The following is a 21196-nucleotide window of genomic DNA, read 5'->3' on the forward strand; positions in this document are numbered from 1 at the left end:
TTCGGCATTATTTGTAAAGGGAGAGTAATCCATGCGTAAGTTCGAACAGTTGCAGTAGATTTCTCGGATCTTTTCCGGTCAAGGTTTCAATCCGCTTCAGGCGATATTGCAGCGTATTGCGGTGTATATTCAGTTCCGCCGCCGTCAGGGAGATGCTGCAACTGTTGTGAATGAAGCTTCTCAGCGTCTCCATCAGATCCACGGTATCCTCCAGTTTGCTGACCGCATTGGGCCCGGGAGCCAGATTGGCGCGGCTCATTTTGACCAGAAATTCGACTTCTTCGAAATGAATGACCCGGGCCGGAGGCTTCAAAGCAAGCAGAATGCTCATGGCCGATTTGGCTTGGCGGTAACTTTCGGAAATACTTGCCTCCATGTTGCCTATGGAGATCAAACCGCCAGGCTGGTGCCTGATCAGCTGTTTGGCAAGATGCTCCGCCTCGTTCATGCTGCTTTGGATCAGGAGCAGATGGGTGTCTTTTTCCATAATAAAAGAAGGATAAGGCAACAGCAGCTTGGACAGCTCGTCATTCCATTCAAAATGGTTCAAATACAACACCACGGTTTTTAAAAGCAAATCGATTTTAAAGGCTGCGGCTTCTTTCTTGGTTTTCTGGGAGTAGGTTCCTTGGTGGTTCAGCAGCATTTCGAGGAAAGCCTTTTTCCGGTTCGCTTCCTGGGCCAGGCTTTCCAGCGCGGTTTTTTGCTCGATCAGGAGAGAAACCGTAGTTCTGACGATATTGCAAAACGGACGGACCTCATCCGGATTGCCGGTAATTCCGATCACTCCGACGCGCTCATCGTCGATCACGATCGGCTCGTTAGTCCCCTTTTTTTCGTTGCGCCCGTCTTTCCACACCTCCACCATTTTTCCCGTAGACAAAGCCTTTACGGCTCCCTGGTGAACCGTGCCCACTCTTTCCTTGATCCCGCTTCCGACGATAACGCCATGATCATTCATAATATTGATGTTATACGGGATATCCTTCATCATTTTATCCACGATTTCCTGGGCCTGCTTCTCGGAGAGTTGAAACAAGGGTGTACCTCCTTCGGAAAGTGATTCTCCAATGCCTAACAACGGACCGATTTATGCATCCGCAGTTATTTTGTGCATATGAACGAAATTATAGCCAATTTTCGGCCGGATGTCTGCGAGGTTAGATAATGAATTAATTAATCGGGCTCTATTGGGAAGTCGGGTGGCAATAGTACTTTAGAAGCAGGGAAATTGTGGGTTCGTGGAGAAATTATAAGCATCTGCGTGTTAGCGTAGGAAGGCAACCGCGCATTGAAGCAGACCGGCAAAAAACCGGAAAATCAGACGAATTCAGCCTTGCCAAGTGCAGCGACCGGTAAGGGCAACAGGCGTACCATCGACTTATAGTTAGGAGTTTTGAAACATGGACATGTACACTTTGAAAAAAATGAAAACAAAAAAGACCTGGTTATGGTTCGGGCTCTTCTTTTTCGGATTGATCTTTATTTTTTGTTTGGTTGAAGGGGAACTATTGATGGGGCTCTTATCGGGATTTATGTTCCTGATGGGAATTGTGGGCCTCGTGAATATCAAAAAACAGATTACTGGCGAAATCACGCCATACTTGCCGGGAAAAGGGTATTGGTATTACCGTCAATCCCCTCAGAGTAAAAGCACTTATTTGACCGTGACCCAATGGCTGCTCTTACTTTTTATCTTAGTATTTTGGATGAGCGGTTATTTTAGTTGGTATGTTTCTATAGTCGCACTGTTAGGCATCTATTACATACAGACTTTGTTTAAGCGGCGGATCCGGCTGCATACGGTGATTGACGACGCCAGCCTTTTCGAGCTGGAGGAACTGGGAATTATCGAACCGGAGGAGCCGGTGAATGCTTTATATAAGGACTTTGCCAATTGGACCGAGGTACCGAAGGATGCCAAGTTATGCCTGATTACGCCGGACCGTTTGATCGTCATCCGAATGGCTTCTTCGGAATCGGGCGAGCGTTATGATATCCTTTTATGGGAAATTACGGGGCTTGCCATCATAGGGACGGGAAGTTTGGGTCAAGGAATGATCATCACCCTTCGCATGGCTGATAACGATCAACTGATTCGCCTCACTTTAACCGGAGATAGCCATCAAGATTCTCCCGAACAGTTTATATTTTTCCTGTTGAAATCACTGGATCGGGTAAATGCGGAGACGTTTTCTTCCGTAATGTCGGGGGAGGAGGAGCATAGACGTCACCATCCCGTTGAATCCACGCTTACGATAGGGACGTCGCGGCCGGTCATTCGCAGCCTGGATATCCATGAAAGCGATCCTTCGATCCAACGCTCTGTTCCGCCATCGATGATGAACGAAGAGGCGTCCATGAACCCGGCTCCCGACAACAAAACCGGGGGAACAAGCCAGCCAACCCAATCCAGCCAAACAGATCCCGCCCAAAGTACTCCTAACCGGCGTATTATTGATTTTTAAAATGGCTAAAGGATGGGATGTGAGAAGCGCATGAACCTTGATTTATTTGTCCATGACGTCAACCGCTGCAGCTTTGTTAACGGTCCCGGTGCCCGGGCGGTTGTTTGGGTGCAAGGGTGCAGCATAGGCTGCCCGGGTTGTTTTAATCCCCAGACGCATACTGCCAGGCATCCCGCGGCTAACATAGCCGATCCCGTAAGTTTGGGAGAGGAACTGGGACGGCTGAATGTGGACGGGCTGACTTTGTCCGGCGGTGAACCTTTGGAGCAGCCTGAGGCGGTCTCCGCGCTAATCCGGTCCTTTCGAAGCATAAATTCCGGGACCGTATTGGTATTCAGCGGGTTTTCTCCCGAACGGATTTTTGCCTCGGAAGCTGCGCGTTCCGTAATACTGTTGGCGGATGCCGTACTGGCCGGTCCGTACACGGAAGGACCAGACCCTTACGAAATCTGGAACTCCAAGCGTCTTATCCTGGTGACCGATCGGATTGAGCCGCACACGCTGATGCCGGAACGGCGTATGGAGGTGTCTCTGCAAAACGACAGCATCTTGAGGCTGTCCGGTTACCCTGATACGTTTCAATATCATAGTTTCTATAATTTTATAAAATAGGAGATCCGATCATGACAAAAGATGAGTTTATCAGCGAGTTGGAAGTATTGATACGTGCTCGATACGGCGTTATCTTGATTAATACTTTGGAAGAGGAACGGGCGCTTGATTTGCTTACCGAATTGGCGCGCAAGCTGAACAAACGGTTATTGACGTGGTCTTGTACCAAAGGATTGGTGATTGACGGAAATACGGCGGTTCACCCGGATACGGTCGACCTCATGTCCGCCATTGCCAAGGCCGAGCAGCTTGCGGAAGAGCCATCCTTATTCGTTTGGCTTGATCTGCAGTCGCATTTGAATAGCTCCCCGGTCTATATTCGGAGGTTTAAGGAGCTTGCCCAGGAAATCCGGGAAAGAATGCCGTCCAATTCGATTGTCGTCGGACCGTTGATGGAAATTCCAACGGAGCTGCAAAAAGAAGTAACGATCATCGATATGCCTTATCCCGACCTGAATGAACTCAAGACGATTATTTCGCAGTTTGCCCGTCAATATACGGATCGGAATGATCTTGTGATCGATTGCACGGAATCTACGCTGGACGCTTTGGGACGGGCATCCATCGGCCTTTCGAAGACCGAGATCGAAAACTGCCTGGCCAAATCGCTCGTTCGGCACAAACGAATTTCCGCGGAAGATATCGATTTCATTTTGGAGGAAAAGAAGCAAAATATCCGTAAATCCGGCATTTTGGAATACGTAGAAACCGAAAAGCTGGAGACGGCCGATATCGGCGGGCTGGACAATTTGAAAAAATGGCTGGAGATTCGGAAGCAAGCCTATACCCCCGAAGCCGAGCAATTTGGCATCGGCTGGCCCAAAGGCGTTCTGCTCGTCGGCGTTCCCGGTTGCGGTAAGAGCCTTAGCGCCAAATGCGTGGCGGCCTCCTGGAAAATGCCGCTTCTCCGGCTCGATTTAGGCCGCGTCTTCGGCATGTATGTCGGCTCCTCGGAGGCCAATATCCGGGCCGCGCTTTCCATGTGCGAAGCCGTGTCCCCATCCATTCTCTGGATCGATGAGATCGAGAAAGCACTATCCGGCCTCGCCAGCAGCAATCAGAGCGACGGGGGAACGACCTCCCGTGTGTTCGGTACGATTCTGACCTGGATGCAGGAGAAGAAAAGCCCGGTCTTTGTTTTTGCCACGGCAAATAACATCGCCAGTCTTCCGCCCGAACTATTACGCAAAGGACGCTTTGATGAAATTTTCTTTGTTGATTTGCCGAATGAACAGGAACGCGCGGAAATCTTCAAGATCCATATTAAGCGGATCGGCCGTAATCCGGAGCATTTCGACATTCCTAAAATGGTGAAGTTATCGGGCGAGGCCAATTTGGGCGACGGAGTAAGACTAACCGGTTCCGAAATCGAGGCTTGCGTGAATCAGGCATTGCTGGAAGCCTTTTTCGTCAAAAATACGCCCGAGCATCCTGAAGGTGACGTCACTTCTGCGGATATTGAGAAGACGATTGTCCAGTCCGTACCGTTAAGCCGGGTCCGGAAAGAGGATATAGGATACATGCGGACTTGGGCGGCGGATAACGCGGTTAGAGCCAGCCTTGCTCCGGAATTGAAATTACAGGCTGCCATGGAGGGCATTCCGGCCGATGAAGAGACGGTTGGGCGAAATATCGACTTCTAGGCGAGGAGGACATGAATTATGAGTCACTGTACGACATTTCCTATGGCTTTTCGGGACAAGAGATTGTTGTTTCGCGCAATGCGGGACACGGGCTTGGAGCCGGAAAACCAGGTATGGAATTCCTATAGTACGGAACTGCAAAAAAAGCTGGGGATCGGAGGGGAATCCCTCGGCAAGCTGCTCACCGGCACCAGGGACCATTTGAATCTGATTATTTTGGAAACGGAAGAGGGCTTACAAGCATTCGTAGAGTCGAGCGAGTTGTCCGGCGAAGCTCTGGATCTCGCGGGCGGGCAGCTATTATCCGAAGTTCAAACCGCCTATCTTCGCTGTGCGGTCGAACAAGCCTGCAAACGTTACAGGGAGGCGGGGTTGCATGCGGAAGCGCATGAGAGCAGAACGACGGAAGGAGCATCGTTCGTCATCCGCTTCGGAACGGGAGCCAAGTCGATTACGGTAACGCAAACCGTAGACGGCCTTATTGAAGAGAGCGTGCAAGGTGTGGCGGGCAGCTCTTGTACCGATGCGACGGCTGAGCTTGAGAGATTGCTGGCGGACTCCGATGTGTCCGCATTTCAGCGGACCTGGACGCCTGCTTACCAGGCGACGGTCGAGGATCGGGAGCTGCAGGTTTTGCGGTTGACCCGCGGGTAACCGGCTGGCGGAAGGAATGAGCGGGATCGACCGGTGTACGGGGCGATCTCGCTCTTTTTAATAAGGGGGAGTTATGGGATAGTTATGGGGAATTTCAAATATTCCTTTACAGGGAATATTCCTGTCATGTTATATATTAAATATAAAATTTAAAATTTTAAAATTTGCACTACAAAGGAATGTCCGAATGATGGATGTAGCAGCCTCAAGCTTCGAAGCATCTGCGCGTTCTGCTCGAGGCCGATATCGTCGATGCGGAGGCCGTTTCCAACCGCCGGAATAATCGTCTCCGGTGGAGCCGTTTCAGGGGATGGATGCCTGGCTGGACAAATACCGCATGGTTTGGAGCAAACGGTATGACAACCGGGATCACTACTTACGGCAGTTGCAATCCGAAGAGAATACCAATAAATCTTAGGAGGAATTTTCAATGTCAAACCAAACGGTTACCCGGGTAGAAGGCAATGAATTTATTTTGGAGCGCATTTTCGATGCACCGCAGGGACTTGTCTTCAAAGCGTTTACCGAAGCGGAGCATCTGAAGCATTGGTGGGGTCCCCGAGGCTGGACCTTGAGCGTGTGCAACATCGATCTTCGGGAAGGCGGCGCCTGGCACTATTGCATGAAATGCATCGACGAGAACATAACCGACTTTTACGGCATGGAATCCTGGGGCAAAGCGGTATACAAAGAGATCTCCGCCGGTGAGAAGATCGTCTACATGGATTATTTCTCGGATGAAGAGGGCCGTGAAAACGATGAAATGCCTGCGACGGAGGTCACTTTGATCTTCGAAGATCATGAGGGAAAGACCAAAGTCATAAACAAGGGCAAGTACGATTCCGAAGAAGCCCTCCAAACTGTCCTCAACATGGGGATGGAACAAGGCATCACCGAGACATGGGATCGTCTCGCCGAACATTTGCAATCCGTACAATAACATCCACTCCGGTAAAAGGCGGGGCAGTGCATTCACTGTCTCGTCTTTTTTAGGACTTACCGCAAGAACAGTAAACAAGCCGCGAATCGGCCAACTTGAAAAATACGCGATAAAAGGCCAAAATATAGACACTTGGTGCTCTATAAGATGAACAAACAATACGGAGCAGGCAAGAGAGTAAAATGACTCCGAGGAAGAGGAGCGTTCGCCTTTGGTTCCGGATTTCTTCCGAATCAGATTTTAAAAGATCAAGAAATCTGGACCCAACAGCGATCGTAGGAACATTTTACGTACTTGCCATTACATCAATTTCAAAGTTCATCTTGTATAGAAGCTGCCAAGGATAAGTCGGGAGGGACGTCTATGGAAATAGGAATAAGCACATTTGTGGAAACAACGCCGGACGTTGTGACCGGCGAAGTTATAAGTCACGCGCAGCGTTTGCGCGAAGTCGTCGAGGAAATTGTTCTTGCCGATCAGGTAGGATTGGATGTATTTGGCGTAGGCGAGCATCATCGGAAGGACTATGCGGCATCTTCACCGGCCCTGGTGCTGGCAGCGGCTGCACCGCAGACCAAATGGATTCGCCTGACTAGCGCGGTCACCGTGTTGTCTTCCGCCGATCCGGTGCGGGTGTTCCAGGATTTTGCGACGCTGGACGGAATTTCGAATGGACGCGCGGAAATTATGGCGGGCCGGGGTTCCTTTATCGAATCTTTCCCGCTGTTCGGATATGATTTGGACGAATACGATGAGTTGTTCGAAGAGAAGCTGGATTTGCTGCTGACCTTGCGCGAATCGGAAAAGGTCACTTGGAGCGGCGGCAAACACCGTCCGGCAATCAACAATCTGGGCGTGTACCCGCGGCCGGTGCAAGAGCCATTGCCGGTATGGATCGGCAGCGGCGGCAATACGGAGTCGGTCATCCGTGCCGGGCTGCTCGGCCTGCCGCTGGTGCTGGCGATCATCGGCGGCAAACCGACCCAGTTTGCCCCGCTCGTACAGCTATACAAGAAAGCGGCGGCCCAAGCCGGCCATGATGTATCGAAGCTGCCGGTGGCCTCGCATTCGCACGGCTTCGTCGGCGAGGATACGGAAGGGGCGGCGGACAAGTTTTTCCCTTCGACCCAGGCCAGTATGAACGTCATCGGCCGGGAGCGGGGCTGGGGGCACTACGGCCGCGCCTCGTTCGATGCCGCGCGCAGCCTGGAGGGTGCGCTGTACGTAGGCGATCCGGAGACGGTGGCGCAGAAGATCATTCACCTGCGCAAACACGTAGGCATCACCCGTTTCATGCTGCATTGCCCGCTCGGCACGATGCCTCATGAAGATGTCATGCGTTCCATTGAGCTGCTCGGCAGCGAGGTAGCGCCGCGGGTGAGGGAAGAAATAGCCCGCTGGGAAGCGGAAGGCGAGCCGAAGGAATAACCCCCGGCTCCGTACTTTTGTTTCTTTGACTGAAGCAAAATACAGTTTCAGCGTAAAAGGACGCTTCTCTCGGGTTATTAAAGCAACCGGTTGAAGCGTCCTTTTTGAGATGGCATCATTTTAATTGAACGGTTTAATCTCATATTTGGCGGCCATTGCGGCAATATGGCGTTTTAACTGTTCTACCAGCTCGGGGGGATCGATGAGCGTGGCATGATAGCTGTATTTCAAAATCTGCCGGATCGCCTGCTCCTCCGAGGAATAATGGGCGATCACCGTTAAGGTTCCATCGGGATTTGCAGTGATTTCGCCGAAACCGAACTCGTCTCTCACCCGGGTTTTGAGCTCGGGGCTGAAGCAGAGGACGGCTCTAACTTTTTGAAAATCGACCCTTTGCATAAACTGCCTCTCAACATCGCGCAAAGAGTATTCCCTTCGTTCGAACTTATCCGGCAATATGGTGGTCTCAAGGATCCGGGAGAGCCGGAAAACCCGGATATCGGAACGGGTAAGGCAGTAGCCGTAAAGATACCAGACATAGCCTTTGAGGAACAGCCCCATCGGTTCGACGGTACGTTCGGTTTCCAACCCTTTGCCGTCCAGATATTCCAGCCGGACCAGATTCAAATCTTTAATCGCACGCCCTAATGGAGCGATTTTGTCCCGGTCGTTCGGACTGGGGGTAAAGTCCAGATCTACGGCAGCCTCTGCGCCCGTAACGCCGGTTGGATGAGTCATCAATGCCCCTAACTTCTCCATTAACCCGTCCAGATCGGAATTGTTGGTTGCAGACCGGGCACCGCGCAGAGCGGAGTAAATCGCGGCAAAATCGTCCAGGGACAACATTTGCTTATCGATACGATAGCTTGGCATAATTTCGTATCCTCCGTCCGACCCCGGAAAAGAGACGACCGGAATGCCGGCCTGATTGATTGACTCCATGTCGCGGTAGATGGTGCGCAGCGATACTTCAAAGCGTTCCGCCAGTTCGGTGGCGTTGACGCGGGGCTGGTTGAGCAAAGTCATCGTGATCGCAAGCAACCGGTCCAGCTTCATGCGGCATTCCTCCTTTTCGGGAATAAGGGATTGCGGTCTATATTTAACGAATATTTTTCGACATGGGGAGGGCAGGGCCCTCTTTCATTTAGAAGTTTTATCTTAATTTTCGGAAAAAGGTTTGGATATCCCCTGCCAGAACCTCCGGTTTGTCCATCGACGCAAAGTGAGTGCCGCGCTCAAACTTCGGATCTTTCACGGAAGATGGCTGATGAGTATGGGGCATGGATTTGGGTCTCCTTGGAATACTTGATTTTTATATACTCATCATAAAACGGAGACCCTGACAGCATTGTGTCAGGGTCAAAAAGAAATGTTGGCATTTCTCGGTTTAAAAATCGAAATTGTCCGGGTCCGGACCGACACGGCGGTTTTCGTTCAGACCATCGATTCGGCTCATATCGTCTGCCGTCAGCTCGAAATCGAAGAGTGCCGCGTTCTCGATGATCCGCTGCTCTTTCGTAGACTTTGGAATGGTGATGACACTATGCTGCACATCCCACCGCAGGATGATTTGGGCTACGGATTTTCCGTGTTTTTCGGCAATGCCCTTCAATACCTCGTTATCCAGAAGCTCGCCCTGCATGAGTGGGGACCAGGCCTCCATTTGAATGCCGTGTTCTTGGCAAAAAGCTATTAATTCTTTTTGCGTCAGGCGGGGGTGAAATTCTACCTGATTAACCATAGGCTTGATTGCTGCGTCTTTCATAAGATCCTCAAGATGATGAATTTGGAAGTTGCTCACTCCGATGGCTTTGACCCGCCCGTCACGGTACAGGGTTTCCAGCGCACGCCACGCCTCTTTGTATTTGCCTTTGACCGGCCAATGAATGAGATACAGGTCGAGGTAGTCCAAGCCGAGCTTGTACAAGCTTGTCTCATAGGCTGAGATCGTTGACTCGTAGCCCAGATCGGAGTTCCATACTTTAGAAGTAACGAACAGTTCCTCTCTCGAGACCGTGGACTCTGAAAGCAATTCGGCAATGGCTTTTCCCACGCTGCTTTCATTTTGATAGACTGCCGCCGTGTCGATGCTGCGGTAGCCATGCTTCACTGCGGCTTTTACTGCTTGGATCAGTTCCGAGCCTTCCTCGACTTTAAAGACGCCCAAACCTAATCCCGGCATGTTTACCCCGTTATGCAAAGTAACCGTATCTTGCAAATGTTTTATCATTTTTTATTCCAACTCCTATTCATTGATATATCGATTTCCAAAAAATTCAGTTCCTTTATCGTTACCCTTTTTGCGGGACGGGATTCATGGAGCGAGTCTCCGTAATAGTTACAGTGCTGTCCCTTTTCTCCAGGGTACGGGCCCGAGCCGTAAGGAATACGGCGCTCAGGACCATGATCGCTCCGACCCAAGTGGTATGAACAAGCCCGATGTGGTCGGTCACGATACCGCCCAGATAGGCGCCGATGGCAATGCCCGCATTAAAAGCCGCGATATTGAGCGCGGAAGCCACGTCTTTTGCTTTTGGAGCAAAGCGCTCCGCCAACATGACGACGTAAATTTGCAGGCCGGGAACGTTCATGAAAGCAAACAAGCCCATCAGAAAAATGGTGATCAGCCCGGCTGTTTTATAAGGGATGGTAAAGGCCAGTATGAACAGCACGAGCGACTGAATCGCGAACATATAGAACAAGGCTTTTACCGGCTTACGATTGGCCGCTCTGCCTCCAATAACATTGCCGATGGCAATGGCGATTCCGTATATAAGAAGGATAACGGCTGCCGTTTCTTCCTTGAACCCGGTTATCTCATGAAGCAGCGGGGATAAATAGGTAAAGACGACAAAAGTGCCGCCGTACCCCAAGGCAGTAATGGCAAAAGCAAGCAGCAGTCGTCCGTTGGTAACAAGGTTTAGCTGGTCGCGAAACCGCGTTGGCGTTCCCTTGCGGATGTTTCCCGAGACCAGGGCCAAATTGGCGATGAAAGCCAACACGCCGATCGCCGCAATCGCGATGAAGGCCGTGCGCCAGCCCCAATGCTGACCGATCAGGGTCCCGAGCGGGACGCCGGTAACGGTCGCCACGGTAAGCCCGGAGAACATGATCGCGATCGCGCTGGCTCTGCGGTCCTCGGAGACGAGATCGGCCGCAATCGTAGATCCGATGGACATGAACACGCCATGCGCCAAGGCGGAGATGACGCGTGCGATGAGCAGCATGCCGATGCTTCCCGCGCCAGCAGCCAGGCTGTTTCCGGCAATAAAAACAATCATGATCCATAACAGCAGCGTTTTTCGAGAAACGCCGGATGTCAGGGACGTTAGCACCGGGGCACCGAAGGTCACGCCCAGAGCGTATAAAGTTACAGTCAGACCTGAGGTCGTAACGGATATATGAAAGTCATCAGCGATCAGAGGGAGCAACCCTACACTGATGAACTCGGTTGTGCCGATCGCAAAAGCACTGACGGCTAAGGCCAGAAGCGCCAGAGTACTGCGTCTTCTCTCTAGGGTCATAGGTTCCACTCCTCCAAATTGTCTTCGCCGGCCGGCAAATGCTATTATCAGGTATCGGGATAATAATGAACAGTACGTACTTCAAAGTAATATAGGTACTAAAAAGTGCCTATTGACTATTAGATATCGGGAGGCAACGAAGATGGCTGCGGCAAACAAGAACAAGAAGTACAACATATCGGTAGAGGCCACCTTGGAAGTGATCGGGGGAAAATGGAAATGCGTTATCCTCTGCCATTTAACGCACGGCAAGAAAAGAACGAGCGACTTGAAGCGCCTCATGCCTGCCATTACCCAGAAAATGCTGACCCAGCAGTTGAGGGAGCTGGAGAAGGACGGCATCGTGAACCGGATCAGTTACAACGAGGTACCGCCGAGGGTCGAGTACGAACTTAGCGAATACGGCATGAGTCTGAGAGGAATCCTCGATTCCCTGTGCGCATGGGGCGAGCGGCATATTATTAAGGAGTATGGAGACAAGTTCGCGGTGTTGGAGGAGAGTATTCTGAATCAATGAGCGGCTACCCGATCCGAAACGACGGCTATCGAATCGCCAATGAACGGGAATACCGGGGGATTCCTTCGAACTGGCTCTGACTCTGCTCCTGACTTGGAACAGGCGGTCCGGGCAGATGGATTGGCTTTAATCTCTAACGGACACCAAAGCCCTTAACTCGCCTTGTTTTGTGCTTTTGAAATTTTAACGGACACCAGAGCCCTTAAACGGGTAACGTGCCTTCGATTTATCACATTTTCCGGAAATTAAGGTCTCCTGTGTCCGTTAGCCGTCTAAAAACGCGTTTTCACAACAAATAGCGTCTCTGGTGTCCGTTAGAATTTTCCGGTTGGTTTGCCGCCAAGGAAGTCGAAGGTAGCGGAACCATTGGCGATATTGGCTAGTGGAATTGTTGATGGATGGGTGGATGGGTGGTAACTAACTGACCCGTTTATCACGCGGATTGGGTACACGGTGCCAAAAGTGCAAAAAGTTAGCCGCAACTTCCGTAAAAGTAAAAAAGCCCCCCGCCAATCGGCGAGGGGCTTTCTCTTATTCACCCAGAAAAACTTTGCTTTGCAGCAAGTTTAGCGCCCGGCCGACCTCTTCCAGATCGGCATCAGAGAGGCCGCGGACCTGCTCCAGAAAGCGGCTTTCAACTCGCCCGAAAGCTTCGTCCATCATAGCCTGTCCTTTCGGGGATAGGCGTATATATTGGACGCGCCGGTCTTCCTCGGCGGTATATTTTTCGCAAAGCTCTTTCTCTACGAGTTTGCGGATCTCCCGGCTCGTATTCGGCATCGACATATGCTGGCAATCGCTGATTTGGCTGAGGGTCACGGGCTGGCTGACCGCGATGTACTCCAGAATGTTGTATTGAACCGGCGTGATCTCACCGGTTTTAATGTCTTTGGTCATCTCGTGCTTCACTTGATGCACGGCCGCCGTAAAGGCTACGAATTGTTGAAAAAGCTGATGTTTATCCACCAAACCACCTCCATTCAACGATAGCAAAATTGTTATCATAAAACAATTATCATTTGACAACTAAACAGGAATCGTATACGATTTGCTTATCAAATGATAAGTAAAGAGGTGGCAAGAGTGAATCTGCTGGTGATTTATACTCATCCGAATCATAAGAGCCTGAATTATGCTTTTTTGCAAAAAGTGCTGGAAGGTAGCGGTGAAAATCCACTGGTCTCTGAGATCCAGGTGCTGGATTTATATGAGGAGCAATTTGATCCGGTGCTGGTCTTCCATGAACACAAACGCAGACGGGATATGCACGCCGACCCGGCGCTGGAGAAGTACCGGAATCAGCTGAAATGGGCGGACAAAATCGTATTCGTCTATCCCATTTGGTGGGGGCGTCCTCCGGCAATGCTGCTGGGCTATATCGATAAAATGTTCGCTTCCGGCTTCGCTTACCGGGACAACGGTAAACTTCTGCCGGAAGGACTTCTGAAAGGCAAATCCGTGGTTTGCGTATCCACCATGAAGGGGCCGACGCTTTATCCATTGTACTGGCTTAACAATTCCCATAAGGTACTGATGCGAAAAGCCCTGTTTCAATTCGTGGGCATCCGGAAAATCAAATTTTTTGAAATCGGAAATATGGAGCGGCCAAATGGAAAACAGAAGGAGAAATTGCAGCAAGTCTACCGATACTTTAAAACCGTTGCCCGATAACGGCGTTTGCAGTAAATCCAACTGGCCCCATCAAATTCAAAAAGAAAACCATTCCTGGATGCGCATCTGCTTTGGTTGCTGCTCCGCTTTCTCCTGCTGCGCCTCTTGAACGTGCTGCCACTCCCCTGAAGAGGGATGATAGGCGTAATCTTTTTTCCACTCATCGATATGGTCTACGACGTCATGGATGGATGAGGCGATATAAGCGATCTCCCGGTCGGTCATGGTGGGATAGAGGGACACGCGCACCCATCCCGGTTTCATGGACAGATCTCCCGCCGCGATGAGCTCGGCGATCTGGTTAGAGTGCGGCTGGTCAATGCCCAGCAGATAGTGCCCGTAGGTGCCTGCGCAGGAACATCCCCCGCGGACTTGAATGCCGAAGCGGTCGTTCAATAGCTTTACCATCAGATTGTAGTGTACGGATTCCACGGTAAAAGAAAGGATCCCCAGCCGTTTGCGGCTGTTTCCTCCAAGGACACGTAGACCCGGGATTTTTTCAAGCGCGGCTAGCAGCTGCGAGGTTAGTTCCCGCTCGCGTTCCCGGATACGGGGGATGCCCATGTCCTCCTTTAGCCGGACGCACAAGGCGGTTCGGATCGCTTGTATGACGCCCGGAGTACCGCCGTCTTCGCGGGCTTCGGTATCCTCGTTGTAGAAATAATCACCCCACGGATTGGTCCAGGTGACGGTGCCCCCTCCCGGATGATCGGGAATCCGGCTTACGCACCGCCTTGCATCCATGATGAGGACGCCGCTCGCCCCGGGCCCGCCAAGAAACTTGTGGGAAGAAAAAAGAATGCCGTCCAGACTGTCCATGGGAGGCCCGGGATGCATATCCATCGACACATGCGGAGCGCTCGCCGAAAAGTCGATAAAGCACATGCCGCCGTGCTGATGCATTTTGCGTGCCAGTTCATAATAAGGCGTTTCAAAACCTGTTACATTGGAACAGGCCGTAAACGCACCGATCTTCACTTGCCGGTCCGAGAACCGCCGCAGCAAGGCCTCCAGATGATCCGGCTCCACCATCCCGCCGGGGCCCGGAGGAATGCACACCACTTCTCCGATCGTTTCGGCCCAGGAAATATGATTGGAGTGATGCTCCATATGGGTCACAAAAATAATCGGAATCTGCTCTTCTGGTAATTTCACAAAAGGCTTCAGGTCTCCGGGAACTTTCAATCCCAGCAGACGCTGCAGTTTATTGACGGCGCCCGTCATTCCGGTTCCCGCAAAGAGCAGGATATCATGTTCACCTGCATTAACGTGGTGCTTAATGATCTTTTTCGCTTCCTCATAAGCCAAAGTCATCGTCTCTCCGGACACATTGGAATGCGAATGCGTATTTGCCGCAAATGGCCCGAAATTACTTCCGAGTTTGGATTCGATCGGTCCGTACAGCCGCCCGCTGGCCGCCCAATCGGCGTAAACCAACGGCTTCTTTCCATAAGGCGAGGCGAAAGTATGCCGGTTACCGATGATATTTTCACGATACCGCTTAAAACTTTGTCCGGCCGAGGTATGTAACGCATAAACATTGCTTCCGATTCTGGCCTGCATATCCGTGCCCTCCTTACAGTCATTCGGTTTAAGGTACGCAGGGGCGCCCAGATGGGTTAAAGCAAATCAGACGTTGTCATGAAATCGCCACAAAAAGAACGGGCCCAAAAGTTCGGACCCGCCGTTTTATGCCTGCAACTATCAGATGAACAATTGAACGTCGGACTCAAGCGCATCGCGAAGATACGTCTGAGCATCGACGATTTCGAGTTCCGGAATGAACTCCTGCTCCTTGAAGCCCATGATATCTACGGACAGTTTGCACCCGTAAAATTTTACGTTCTTTTTCCGCGCTCCCTTTAAGAAATGGATCAATTTCGGCGCCTCATTATCCTCGATCATTTCCGTCAGCATCCATTTGCCCAGCCCGCTGAAATTCATTTTCGACAGTGGGAGTTCCTCGGGACCTTTCGGGGTCATCCAGCCCATGAGCTTCTCGTACACCGTTTTGTCTTCCTGCGTCATTTGATCGGGATCGCGCAGCAGAAACAGTCCCCAGAACGCGAAGAACATCGTCACTTCGACGTCAATATCCCGCGCTGCATTGGCCAGGATCAGCCCGGCCATCGCTTTATCGTAATCCCCGCTAAACATGAGCAGGCTCATTTTCTTATCCGCCATATTCCGCCTCCGTTTCTGATGAATGCCATTAGTATGGTCCCGAAACGGAAGGATATGCCAAGTTCATGGAACGGTCATTTTTTGAAAAGAGCCCTAAAAAACCCGCCGCGCGGTTACGAACCGCTCCTTCCATTGGCCGGTGAATTCTCCGGTCATAACCCCGTACTTTTTCGAGTAGGTGTGCAGAAGTTGATTGTTGCCCGCATAGATGGCGACATGGCCGATGTCCAGGCCTCTTGCGTCAAAGAACAACAAATCTCCCTTCTGAAGCTCGTCCATGCTGACCTCCTTGCCTTCCTTAGCCTGGTCATAGGAAACGCGAGGCAGGTCGACCGACAGGATTTCGCTGAAGACGCGTTTGACGAAGGAAGAACAGTCAAAGGTTTTGGTCTGGTCCGGCGAAGCGCCGAATTCGTAAGGAGTGCCCAAAAAGGTCTTGCCGTATGCAATCAGCTCGTCTGCTTGCTGCTCGCGGAGCGAAGCGCTGGAATAGTCTGTGTATTTCGGTTTAGCCGAAATAAATCCAGTCCGGTTGTCCTTGGTGCGCACTTCCAGCCAGAAGGGAGATGCTTCGCGAAGAACCTGTACCTTCTCGCCGACGGGCAGCAAATCTCCGGTTGCCTTGCTTTCGGAATCGGGGGCGCTACGCAGGTTAACGCCCCAAAGAACGGTTGCTTCTCCATGAATGATGGAAGAGATGGTGACCTTGCGGGTATTTTCGTCCAATTCTACTGTGCTTCCAAGCGCTTCGCTGACAAACCGCAGAGGCACGAGCGAATACCCGTCGGAAATTTGGCCGGGGACGGCGAGATCCAACGCTTGACCGTTCAACTCTGCGGTGGTCTCACCGATGCGGTAGACCAATTTGGTGTTGTCCTTGGTTGCGGTAACCGTCTTGCTGCCGCTATCCCATCCCAGCCTGGCGCCCTGCGCTTCAAACAAACTGCGCATCGGAACGAGTACGGCTCCGTTAACCAGGATCGGATTGGTCTCCGTTGCAAGCTGGCTGCCGTCCAGATAGATGGACACCTGAGCGGCACCTGCCGTTGACGAAGTTTGGTCCGCGGATTCAGCATGGGCGGAAGAAGAATAGACTAGCGAAGCCGCTAATAGACTTAACAGGATTGCTTTGTTTTTTACCTTATTCGTCATCTTGTTCATCACCTTGTTGTTCAGTTTTATTTGCATACTTGTCTATATAGTTGGACGAAAAAGGATCGATATAGTTTTGGTGCTAAATGATGGAAAATGTCTATTTTTGCTTTGAAATGTCAGTGTGCTGCGTTCTCCTTGACGACACCGAGGGCAAACTTGGGTATTAAATAGGACAAATGTTTATTACTTCGTAAGGATGCACACATCAATAGTCAGGGGGAATCGCGATGCAATGGAAAGGGAGAAGAGGCAGTTCCAATGTGGAGGACCGGCGGGGGAAAGGGGGCGGCGCACTGATCGGAGGCGGTATCGGCGGAGTTATTATTTTGCTCGTAGTGACGCTGCTGAGCGGTGGAAATGCCGGAGATGTGCTGAGTTCCTTGACCTCCGGGGTTCCGGAATCGAGCGCGCCGTATCAGGAAACACAGGAAGAAAAGGAATTGGCACAGTTCGTATCTGTTGTCCTCGCCGATACGGAGGAGGTATGGACGGAGTTGTTTGAGAAGGAAGGGCTTGTTTACGAGAAGCCGACGCTAGTATTGTATACGGACAGTGTTCAGTCCGCTTGCGGCACCGCAGGCAAGGCGGTCGGCCCCTTTTATTGTCCAGGGGACAGCAAATTGTATATCGATTTAAGCTTTTACGATGAGCTTCGGCAAAAATTCCAAGCCCCCGGCGACTTTGCGATGGCTTACGTCATCGCGCACGAGGTAGGGCATCATGTGCAGCACCTCATGAGAATTACCGAGAGGCAGATGTCGGGCAGCGCAGACAACCAAGGGTCGGATGGACAATCCGTTCGGTTGGAGTTGCAGGCCGATTATTTTGCGGGAGTCTGGGCTCATCATGCCCAGGATATGAGTGTGCTGGAAGAGGGCGATTTGGAGGAGGCCCTGACTGCGGCGACGGCTGTCGGCGACGATACCCTTCAGAAAAGGGCCCAGGGTTATGCCGTTCCGGAAAGCTTCACCCACGGCACGTCCGAGCAGCGGAAGCGCTGGTTCTATAAGGGGTTTCAAAACGGTACCATCGCTGGCGGCGATACATTCAAAACCAAGGACTTATAAATTCAAGATCAGGATGAATAGCCCCGCTCCCGGGCATCTTAATTGAAAACAAGATGAAGGAGTGGGGCGAATTGTCCAGAAGGAATCGAAAATACGCAATTCAAGGAGCGGAACGGGGAATGCAGGCGTTTAAAGCGGAAGTAATGAAGCGGGAAGGATATGCCGTCGATCCCAGCCGGCCGGACGATGTGAAATATGAGGTGGCTAAGGAATTGGGCGTCCCGCTGCAGCCTGACGGCAGAAACGGCCATTTAACCACGGAATCGGCCGGGCAGATCGGCGGGAAAATCGGCGGATCGATGGTCCGCGAAATGATCCGCCTTGCGCAGCAGCAGTTGGCGGACCGGGAGCAGTAGCAAGCAGGCTTTTTACAGTCTATTCATTACATCGGATGAAACCTCGGTCCCCAGATAGGCAGAAAATCGTTGGAGACAGTCGAAGATACTTTGTTTCATAGCCGGGGCAGCGGTTGCATGATCTTCCCACCACCAGTTTTTGATGGAGAGTGGGGAGTTTTTTTTGTGCTTCTCCGGTTGAACCGGAGGATAAGGGGATATAGTTATTTCCGTCGTCTATGCCGGGATCTTTTCGTGCCTTTGCCGAACCATTTGTTCACCGCGCTGCTGCCCGGGCCTCCGCCAACGGCATGCTGCTGCTTGGTTCCGGGACTTTCAATCGCGGCGTTCGTTCCTCCTGAGCTGTAATTTCCGGCGCCGCTGGTAACCTGCGTGGCGGACGCATTCGTAAAGCCTTTGGGGAGCTTGACGATCTGATCGTTAATGACGATTACGACTTCTTTACCGTGCGGTTTCGAAAGAAGAGCATAACCGGCAGGGGATAACCGGCCTTTCCGGCCTTTTGCGTCCAGGTTTTTCGCTTTGCCGCCCGCCCCGACGCTCTGCTGTTGCCGCGTTAAGGGAGAGAGAATGGCTGCATTGTTTCCGGCCGCGCTGCTTCGTCCCGCCCCGCTGGAAATTTGTGTCGTATTAGGCGCGTTCGTAAACTGATGGTTAATTACAAACACGACCTTATCAACGCCGGGCAGCGGGGTTTTGGTGACGATCTTGCGCTTACCTTTTTCCAAAATAATGGTGAGCCGGTCTTTATGCTTTCTTTTCACCCGAACATCTCCTTTTTTACTAATCATATGCGGCGGAAGTCGTTCATTGGCCCGGGTAGATGTCGGGGGCGTCGGAAAAATGGGTGGGACGATGAATGAAACGGAAGGAAGTGTTCAAAATATAAACGTTCAACTTCAACCTGGAAAGAAGGGTCTGCATGAAACGTAGATTGTTGATATTCACGATGATCTGTTTGCTCACCGGGCTGGTGTCGCCGGCAATCGTTGGAGCGGCGGAAGTAGAAAAACCGTCCGTCAAAAACACCTGCATAAGTCCGGCGGCGTTCAAACTAGCAAGCGAAATGAGGAAGCTTTGGATCGATCATGTGGTTTGGACGCGGAACTATATCGTCAGTGCAGTAGACGGACTTCAGGATCAAAAGGCGGTATTGGCAAGGCTGCTGAAGAATCAGCAGGATATCGGAGACGCGATCAAGCCTTATTATGGAGAGGCCGCAGGAAACACGCTGGCTGAACTGTTGAAGGAGCATATTCTGATAGCGGGTAAAATTGTCGACGCGGCAAAAAGCGGCCAGCAGGCAGAGGTGGAGAAGCTCAATAAAGAATGGCATCGCAATGCGGATGATATCGCGAAGTTTCTGAATAGTCTCAATCCGTACTGGACCGTAAAGGAATTTCAGACATTGCTGTACCATCATCTCGAGTTGATTACAAACGCATTAACAGCAAGATTGAATAAAGATTGGAATGCCGATATCATGGCTTTCGATCAAGGCGAAAATCATATTATTGTATTGGCCGATGCGCTTACCCGGGGGATCATCCGGCAATTCCCGGACAAGTTCAAATAAAATGGACTAGAAATGACAGGAGTCGCTTACACAAAAGTAGGCGGCTTTTTGTCTTCCTCAAGTTAAATACAGGGACCCGGCGCCGTAGCCGCGTAACCTTTCCTACATGAAGTGCGTCTAAAGCGTATATTAGGAATAAGGGGGGATCCCAATCCGTGAAAAAACTATCGGGCATATTGTTATCCGCGGTTATTGTTCTAAGTCTGGGTGCCGGTTTCGCACTTGTACCCTCTTCTGCTAAAGCGGAGGTTCCCGTTTCGCCGGGAATTAAGACAGAGCCGCCGCAAGGAGACATTGCCAAAATGTACCGCGTGAAGCACGAGATGAAATTCAGTGCGCAAGGCACATCCGCGATGCTCGACGGGAAGTCTGTTGATGTGGACAAGGCGCTTCGGAAAAACGGCCGTGTATTTGTACCATTACGTACGCTGCAGTTAAGCGGGGCTGCCGAATCCGTAACTTGGAACGCGAAAAAGCAGGAAGCCCGCGTCATCATGAAGCGGGAACTCGCTCCGGTCTGGCGGGAACTGATCTTCCGTTCCGGTTCGGATCAAGTCTATACGGAGGATGGGCAAGCGATCTCCGGCGAAGAAATACCGATGCCGTTTGTTTCCGGCGGCAGAGTGTATATTCCGGTGAAGGCGCTGACTTGGCTGGGGGTATCGGCCTCCACTTCGCAGGGAAAGATGACATGGACCTGGAGCGATAAGGTCATCGAGACTTACGTTTCCGATTGGGAAGCGGACCAAAAGACGGCGACGTTCACCATGCTGTACCAGCAGGACATGTATACCCCGCAGATCTTGTCCTCCTTGGGTAACGGAGCCTGGGGCGGCGGCACCGGCAAAGTGACGGATAAAAACATTGCCCTGGACGGACGCCTGTATAACCGTATGGAATTCACGGTGGATTTGCGCCCCGGCGTCAATCCGATGCAGCTGTTCGCGATCTCTGCGGGAACCGCCGATTTTAGTGTGCTGCGCAAAGTGCCGAACCCTGAGGATGTACCGGTCGCGTTGACGGAGGAGGGCAAAATGCATGTAACCTTTACCTCACCGGGAGCAGGATATGTAAGGGTCAAGCAAGGCGAGAAGATTCATTTTGCGGGTAACATTAGGAAAGCAAGCGACAGCTTCGATCAGGTGACGCTGGCGGTTCAGAAATACGAACCTGTTGCGGGAGGCTTGGGTCGCCAGGTATACAGGAGCGTCGACTCGAAAGAGTTGGCCATCAAGAACAGCAAGTTTGCCGGCGATATCCGGCTGGACGATCCCGGATATTATCTGATTACCGTCAATAGCCCACGTTATATTCCGTTTCCTGAACATGGACCGGCGTCGACGGCATGGGCCGAAGTCGTGGTGGAAGTAGAATGAAATAACTAAAAACACCTTTCCATTC

Annotated in this window: 22 protein-coding genes; 12 read left to right on the forward strand and 10 right to left on the reverse strand. The window is 51.5% G+C overall.

Annotation, left to right across the window (positions count from 1 at the left end):
• Positions 1 to 7: 7 nt before the first annotated feature.
• The gene (locus ACLB09_RS13530; protein ID WP_410770361.1) at positions 8 to 1039 is read right to left on the reverse strand and encodes a CdaR family transcriptional regulator; all 1032 of its coding nucleotides are present in this window, start codon (positions 1037 to 1039) and stop codon (positions 8 to 10) included.
• Between the two features lie 364 nt (positions 1040 to 1403).
• On the opposite strand from ACLB09_RS13530, the gene ACLB09_RS13535 reads away from it, so the two are divergent.
• The 6 genes from ACLB09_RS13535 to ACLB09_RS13560 all read left to right on the forward strand — a co-directional run bounded on the left by ACLB09_RS13535 (position 1404) and on the right by ACLB09_RS13560 (position 7745).
• On the forward strand, positions 1404 to 2468 hold the full coding sequence (locus tag ACLB09_RS13535; RefSeq protein WP_410770362.1) for a hypothetical protein: 1065 nt from the start codon (positions 1404 to 1406) through the stop codon (positions 2466 to 2468).
• Between the two features lie 30 nt (positions 2469 to 2498).
• Positions 2499 to 3080 (forward strand): 4Fe-4S single cluster domain-containing protein, encoded by a 582-nt coding sequence (locus ACLB09_RS13540; protein ID WP_410770363.1) that lies wholly within the window; start codon positions 2499 to 2501, stop codon positions 3078 to 3080.
• Between the two features lie 11 nt (positions 3081 to 3091).
• Positions 3092 to 4723: an AAA family ATPase gene (locus ACLB09_RS13545; protein ID WP_410770364.1), complete on the forward strand. Its 1632-nt coding sequence runs from the start codon at positions 3092 to 3094 to the stop codon at positions 4721 to 4723.
• Between the two features lie 18 nt (positions 4724 to 4741).
• Entirely contained in the window at positions 4742 to 5377 is a 636-nt protein-coding gene (locus ACLB09_RS13550) for a DUF2997 domain-containing protein (RefSeq protein ID WP_410770365.1), read from the forward strand.
• Between the two features lie 430 nt (positions 5378 to 5807).
• Positions 5808 to 6317 carry an SRPBCC domain-containing protein gene (locus ACLB09_RS13555; RefSeq protein ID WP_410770366.1) on the forward strand — a complete coding sequence of 170 codons (510 nt, stop codon included), beginning with the start codon at positions 5808 to 5810 and terminating at the stop codon, positions 6315 to 6317.
• A gap of 363 nt (positions 6318 to 6680) precedes the next feature.
• The gene (locus tag ACLB09_RS13560; protein ID WP_410770367.1) at positions 6681 to 7745 is read left to right on the forward strand and encodes an LLM class flavin-dependent oxidoreductase; all 1065 of its coding nucleotides are present in this window, start codon (positions 6681 to 6683) and stop codon (positions 7743 to 7745) included.
• Positions 7746 to 7865: 120 nt separating this feature from the next.
• On the opposite strand, the gene ACLB09_RS13565 is transcribed toward ACLB09_RS13560, so the two are convergent.
• From ACLB09_RS13565 to ACLB09_RS13580, 4 genes are all read right to left on the reverse strand, one after another.
• Positions 7866 to 8801, reverse strand: a complete 936-nt coding sequence (locus ACLB09_RS13565; RefSeq protein ID WP_410770368.1) for a helix-turn-helix transcriptional regulator — start codon at positions 8799 to 8801, stop codon at positions 7866 to 7868.
• A 97-nt stretch (positions 8802 to 8898) separates the two neighbouring features.
• Complete coding sequence (locus tag ACLB09_RS13570) at positions 8899 to 9027, reverse strand: hypothetical protein (RefSeq protein ID WP_410770369.1); 129 nt, start codon at positions 9025 to 9027, stop codon at positions 8899 to 8901.
• Positions 9028 to 9132: 105 nt separating this feature from the next.
• Positions 9133 to 9975: an aldo/keto reductase gene (locus tag ACLB09_RS13575; RefSeq protein ID WP_410770370.1), complete on the reverse strand. Its 843-nt coding sequence runs from the start codon at positions 9973 to 9975 to the stop codon at positions 9133 to 9135.
• 61 nt (positions 9976 to 10036) lie between these two features.
• Positions 10037 to 11269, reverse strand: a complete 1233-nt coding sequence (locus tag ACLB09_RS13580; protein WP_410770371.1) for an MFS transporter — start codon at positions 11267 to 11269, stop codon at positions 10037 to 10039.
• 142 nt (positions 11270 to 11411) lie between these two features.
• Here ACLB09_RS13580 and ACLB09_RS13585 point away from each other — a divergent pair, with 142 nt between their 5' ends.
• Positions 11412 to 11786: a winged helix-turn-helix transcriptional regulator gene (locus ACLB09_RS13585; protein WP_410770372.1), complete on the forward strand. Its 375-nt coding sequence runs from the start codon at positions 11412 to 11414 to the stop codon at positions 11784 to 11786.
• Between the two features lie 531 nt (positions 11787 to 12317).
• On the opposite strand, the gene ACLB09_RS13590 is transcribed toward ACLB09_RS13585, so the two are convergent.
• Positions 12318 to 12752 carry a MarR family winged helix-turn-helix transcriptional regulator gene (locus ACLB09_RS13590; RefSeq protein WP_410770373.1) on the reverse strand — a complete coding sequence of 145 codons (435 nt, stop codon included), beginning with the start codon at positions 12750 to 12752 and terminating at the stop codon, positions 12318 to 12320.
• A gap of 117 nt (positions 12753 to 12869) precedes the next feature.
• Here ACLB09_RS13590 and ACLB09_RS13595 point away from each other — a divergent pair, with 117 nt between their 5' ends.
• Positions 12870 to 13457: an NAD(P)H-dependent oxidoreductase gene (locus ACLB09_RS13595; protein WP_410770374.1), complete on the forward strand. Its 588-nt coding sequence runs from the start codon at positions 12870 to 12872 to the stop codon at positions 13455 to 13457.
• A gap of 36 nt (positions 13458 to 13493) precedes the next feature.
• Here ACLB09_RS13595 and ACLB09_RS13600 read toward each other — a convergent pair whose 3' ends face one another.
• From ACLB09_RS13600 to ACLB09_RS13610, 3 genes are all read right to left on the reverse strand, one after another.
• On the reverse strand, positions 13494 to 15020 hold the full coding sequence (locus tag ACLB09_RS13600) for an aminotransferase class V-fold PLP-dependent enzyme (RefSeq protein ID WP_410770375.1): 1527 nt from the start codon (positions 15018 to 15020) through the stop codon (positions 13494 to 13496).
• Between the two features lie 141 nt (positions 15021 to 15161).
• Positions 15162 to 15641 carry a DsrE/DsrF/DrsH-like family protein gene (locus ACLB09_RS13605; RefSeq protein WP_410770376.1) on the reverse strand — a complete coding sequence of 160 codons (480 nt, stop codon included), beginning with the start codon at positions 15639 to 15641 and terminating at the stop codon, positions 15162 to 15164.
• Positions 15642 to 15734: 93 nt separating this feature from the next.
• Positions 15735 to 16793, reverse strand: a complete 1059-nt coding sequence (locus tag ACLB09_RS13610; RefSeq protein ID WP_410770377.1) for a stalk domain-containing protein — start codon at positions 16791 to 16793, stop codon at positions 15735 to 15737.
• A gap of 230 nt (positions 16794 to 17023) precedes the next feature.
• Between ACLB09_RS13610 and ypfJ the strand changes: the two genes are divergently transcribed.
• Both ypfJ and ACLB09_RS13620 read left to right on the forward strand, forming a co-directional pair.
• Complete coding sequence (gene ypfJ, locus ACLB09_RS13615) at positions 17024 to 17863, forward strand: KPN_02809 family neutral zinc metallopeptidase (RefSeq protein WP_410770378.1); 840 nt, start codon at positions 17024 to 17026, stop codon at positions 17861 to 17863.
• A gap of 71 nt (positions 17864 to 17934) precedes the next feature.
• Positions 17935 to 18219, forward strand: a complete 285-nt coding sequence (locus ACLB09_RS13620) for an alpha/beta-type small acid-soluble spore protein (protein WP_410770379.1) — start codon at positions 17935 to 17937, stop codon at positions 18217 to 18219.
• A gap of 203 nt (positions 18220 to 18422) precedes the next feature.
• Here the strand turns inward: ACLB09_RS13620 and ACLB09_RS13625 are convergent, their stop codons facing one another.
• Entirely contained in the window at positions 18423 to 18953 is a 531-nt protein-coding gene (locus ACLB09_RS13625; protein ID WP_410770769.1) for a hypothetical protein, read from the reverse strand.
• 188 nt (positions 18954 to 19141) lie between these two features.
• On the opposite strand from ACLB09_RS13625, the gene ACLB09_RS13630 reads away from it, so the two are divergent.
• Both ACLB09_RS13630 and ACLB09_RS13635 read left to right on the forward strand, forming a co-directional pair.
• Positions 19142 to 19795 (forward strand): glycosyltransferase, encoded by a 654-nt coding sequence (locus ACLB09_RS13630; RefSeq protein WP_410770380.1) that lies wholly within the window; start codon positions 19142 to 19144, stop codon positions 19793 to 19795.
• A gap of 155 nt (positions 19796 to 19950) precedes the next feature.
• A complete protein-coding gene (locus tag ACLB09_RS13635; RefSeq protein WP_410770381.1) occupies positions 19951 to 21171 on the forward strand; it encodes a stalk domain-containing protein in 1221 nt (406 codons plus the stop codon).
• The last annotated feature ends 25 nt before the right edge of the window (positions 21172 to 21196 follow it).

The sequence above is a fragment of the Fontibacillus forbon genome, assembly GCF_046559655.1.
Lineage (GTDB): Bacteria > Bacillota > Bacilli > Paenibacillales > Paenibacillaceae > Fontibacillus.

What these genes read in the sequence shown, in the direction of transcription:
- ACLB09_RS13580 (WP_410770371.1), bottom strand. Translation starts at nt 11,269, where the DNA reads ATGACCCTAGAGAGAAGACGCAGTACTCTGGCGCTTCTGGCCTTAGCC.
- ACLB09_RS13535 (WP_410770362.1), top strand. Translation starts at nt 1,404, where the DNA reads ATGGACATGTACACTTTGAAAAAAATGAAAACAAAAAAGACCTGGTTA.
- ACLB09_RS13610 (WP_410770377.1), bottom strand. Translation starts at nt 16,793, where the DNA reads ATGACGAATAAGGTAAAAAACAAAGCAATCCTGTTAAGTCTATTAGCG.
- ACLB09_RS13605 (WP_410770376.1), bottom strand. Translation starts at nt 15,641, where the DNA reads ATGGCGGATAAGAAAATGAGCCTGCTCATGTTTAGCGGGGATTACGAT.
- ypfJ (WP_410770378.1), top strand. Translation starts at nt 17,024, where the DNA reads ATGCAATGGAAAGGGAGAAGAGGCAGTTCCAATGTGGAGGACCGGCGG.
- ACLB09_RS13560 (WP_410770367.1), top strand. Translation starts at nt 6,681, where the DNA reads ATGGAAATAGGAATAAGCACATTTGTGGAAACAACGCCGGACGTTGTG.
- ACLB09_RS13540 (WP_410770363.1), top strand. Translation starts at nt 2,499, where the DNA reads ATGAACCTTGATTTATTTGTCCATGACGTCAACCGCTGCAGCTTTGTT.
- ACLB09_RS13630 (WP_410770380.1), top strand. Translation starts at nt 19,142, where the DNA reads ATGAAACGTAGATTGTTGATATTCACGATGATCTGTTTGCTCACCGGG.
- ACLB09_RS13570 (WP_410770369.1), bottom strand. Translation starts at nt 9,027, where the DNA reads ATGCCCCATACTCATCAGCCATCTTCCGTGAAAGATCCGAAGTTTGAG.
- ACLB09_RS13545 (WP_410770364.1), top strand. Translation starts at nt 3,092, where the DNA reads ATGACAAAAGATGAGTTTATCAGCGAGTTGGAAGTATTGATACGTGCT.
- ACLB09_RS13585 (WP_410770372.1), top strand. Translation starts at nt 11,412, where the DNA reads ATGGCTGCGGCAAACAAGAACAAGAAGTACAACATATCGGTAGAGGCC.
- ACLB09_RS13600 (WP_410770375.1), bottom strand. Translation starts at nt 15,020, where the DNA reads ATGCAGGCCAGAATCGGAAGCAATGTTTATGCGTTACATACCTCGGCC.
- ACLB09_RS13550 (WP_410770365.1), top strand. Translation starts at nt 4,742, where the DNA reads ATGAGTCACTGTACGACATTTCCTATGGCTTTTCGGGACAAGAGATTG.
- ACLB09_RS13565 (WP_410770368.1), bottom strand. Translation starts at nt 8,801, where the DNA reads ATGAAGCTGGACCGGTTGCTTGCGATCACGATGACTTTGCTCAACCAG.
- ACLB09_RS13575 (WP_410770370.1), bottom strand. Translation starts at nt 9,975, where the DNA reads ATGATAAAACATTTGCAAGATACGGTTACTTTGCATAACGGGGTAAAC.
- ACLB09_RS13555 (WP_410770366.1), top strand. Translation starts at nt 5,808, where the DNA reads ATGTCAAACCAAACGGTTACCCGGGTAGAAGGCAATGAATTTATTTTG.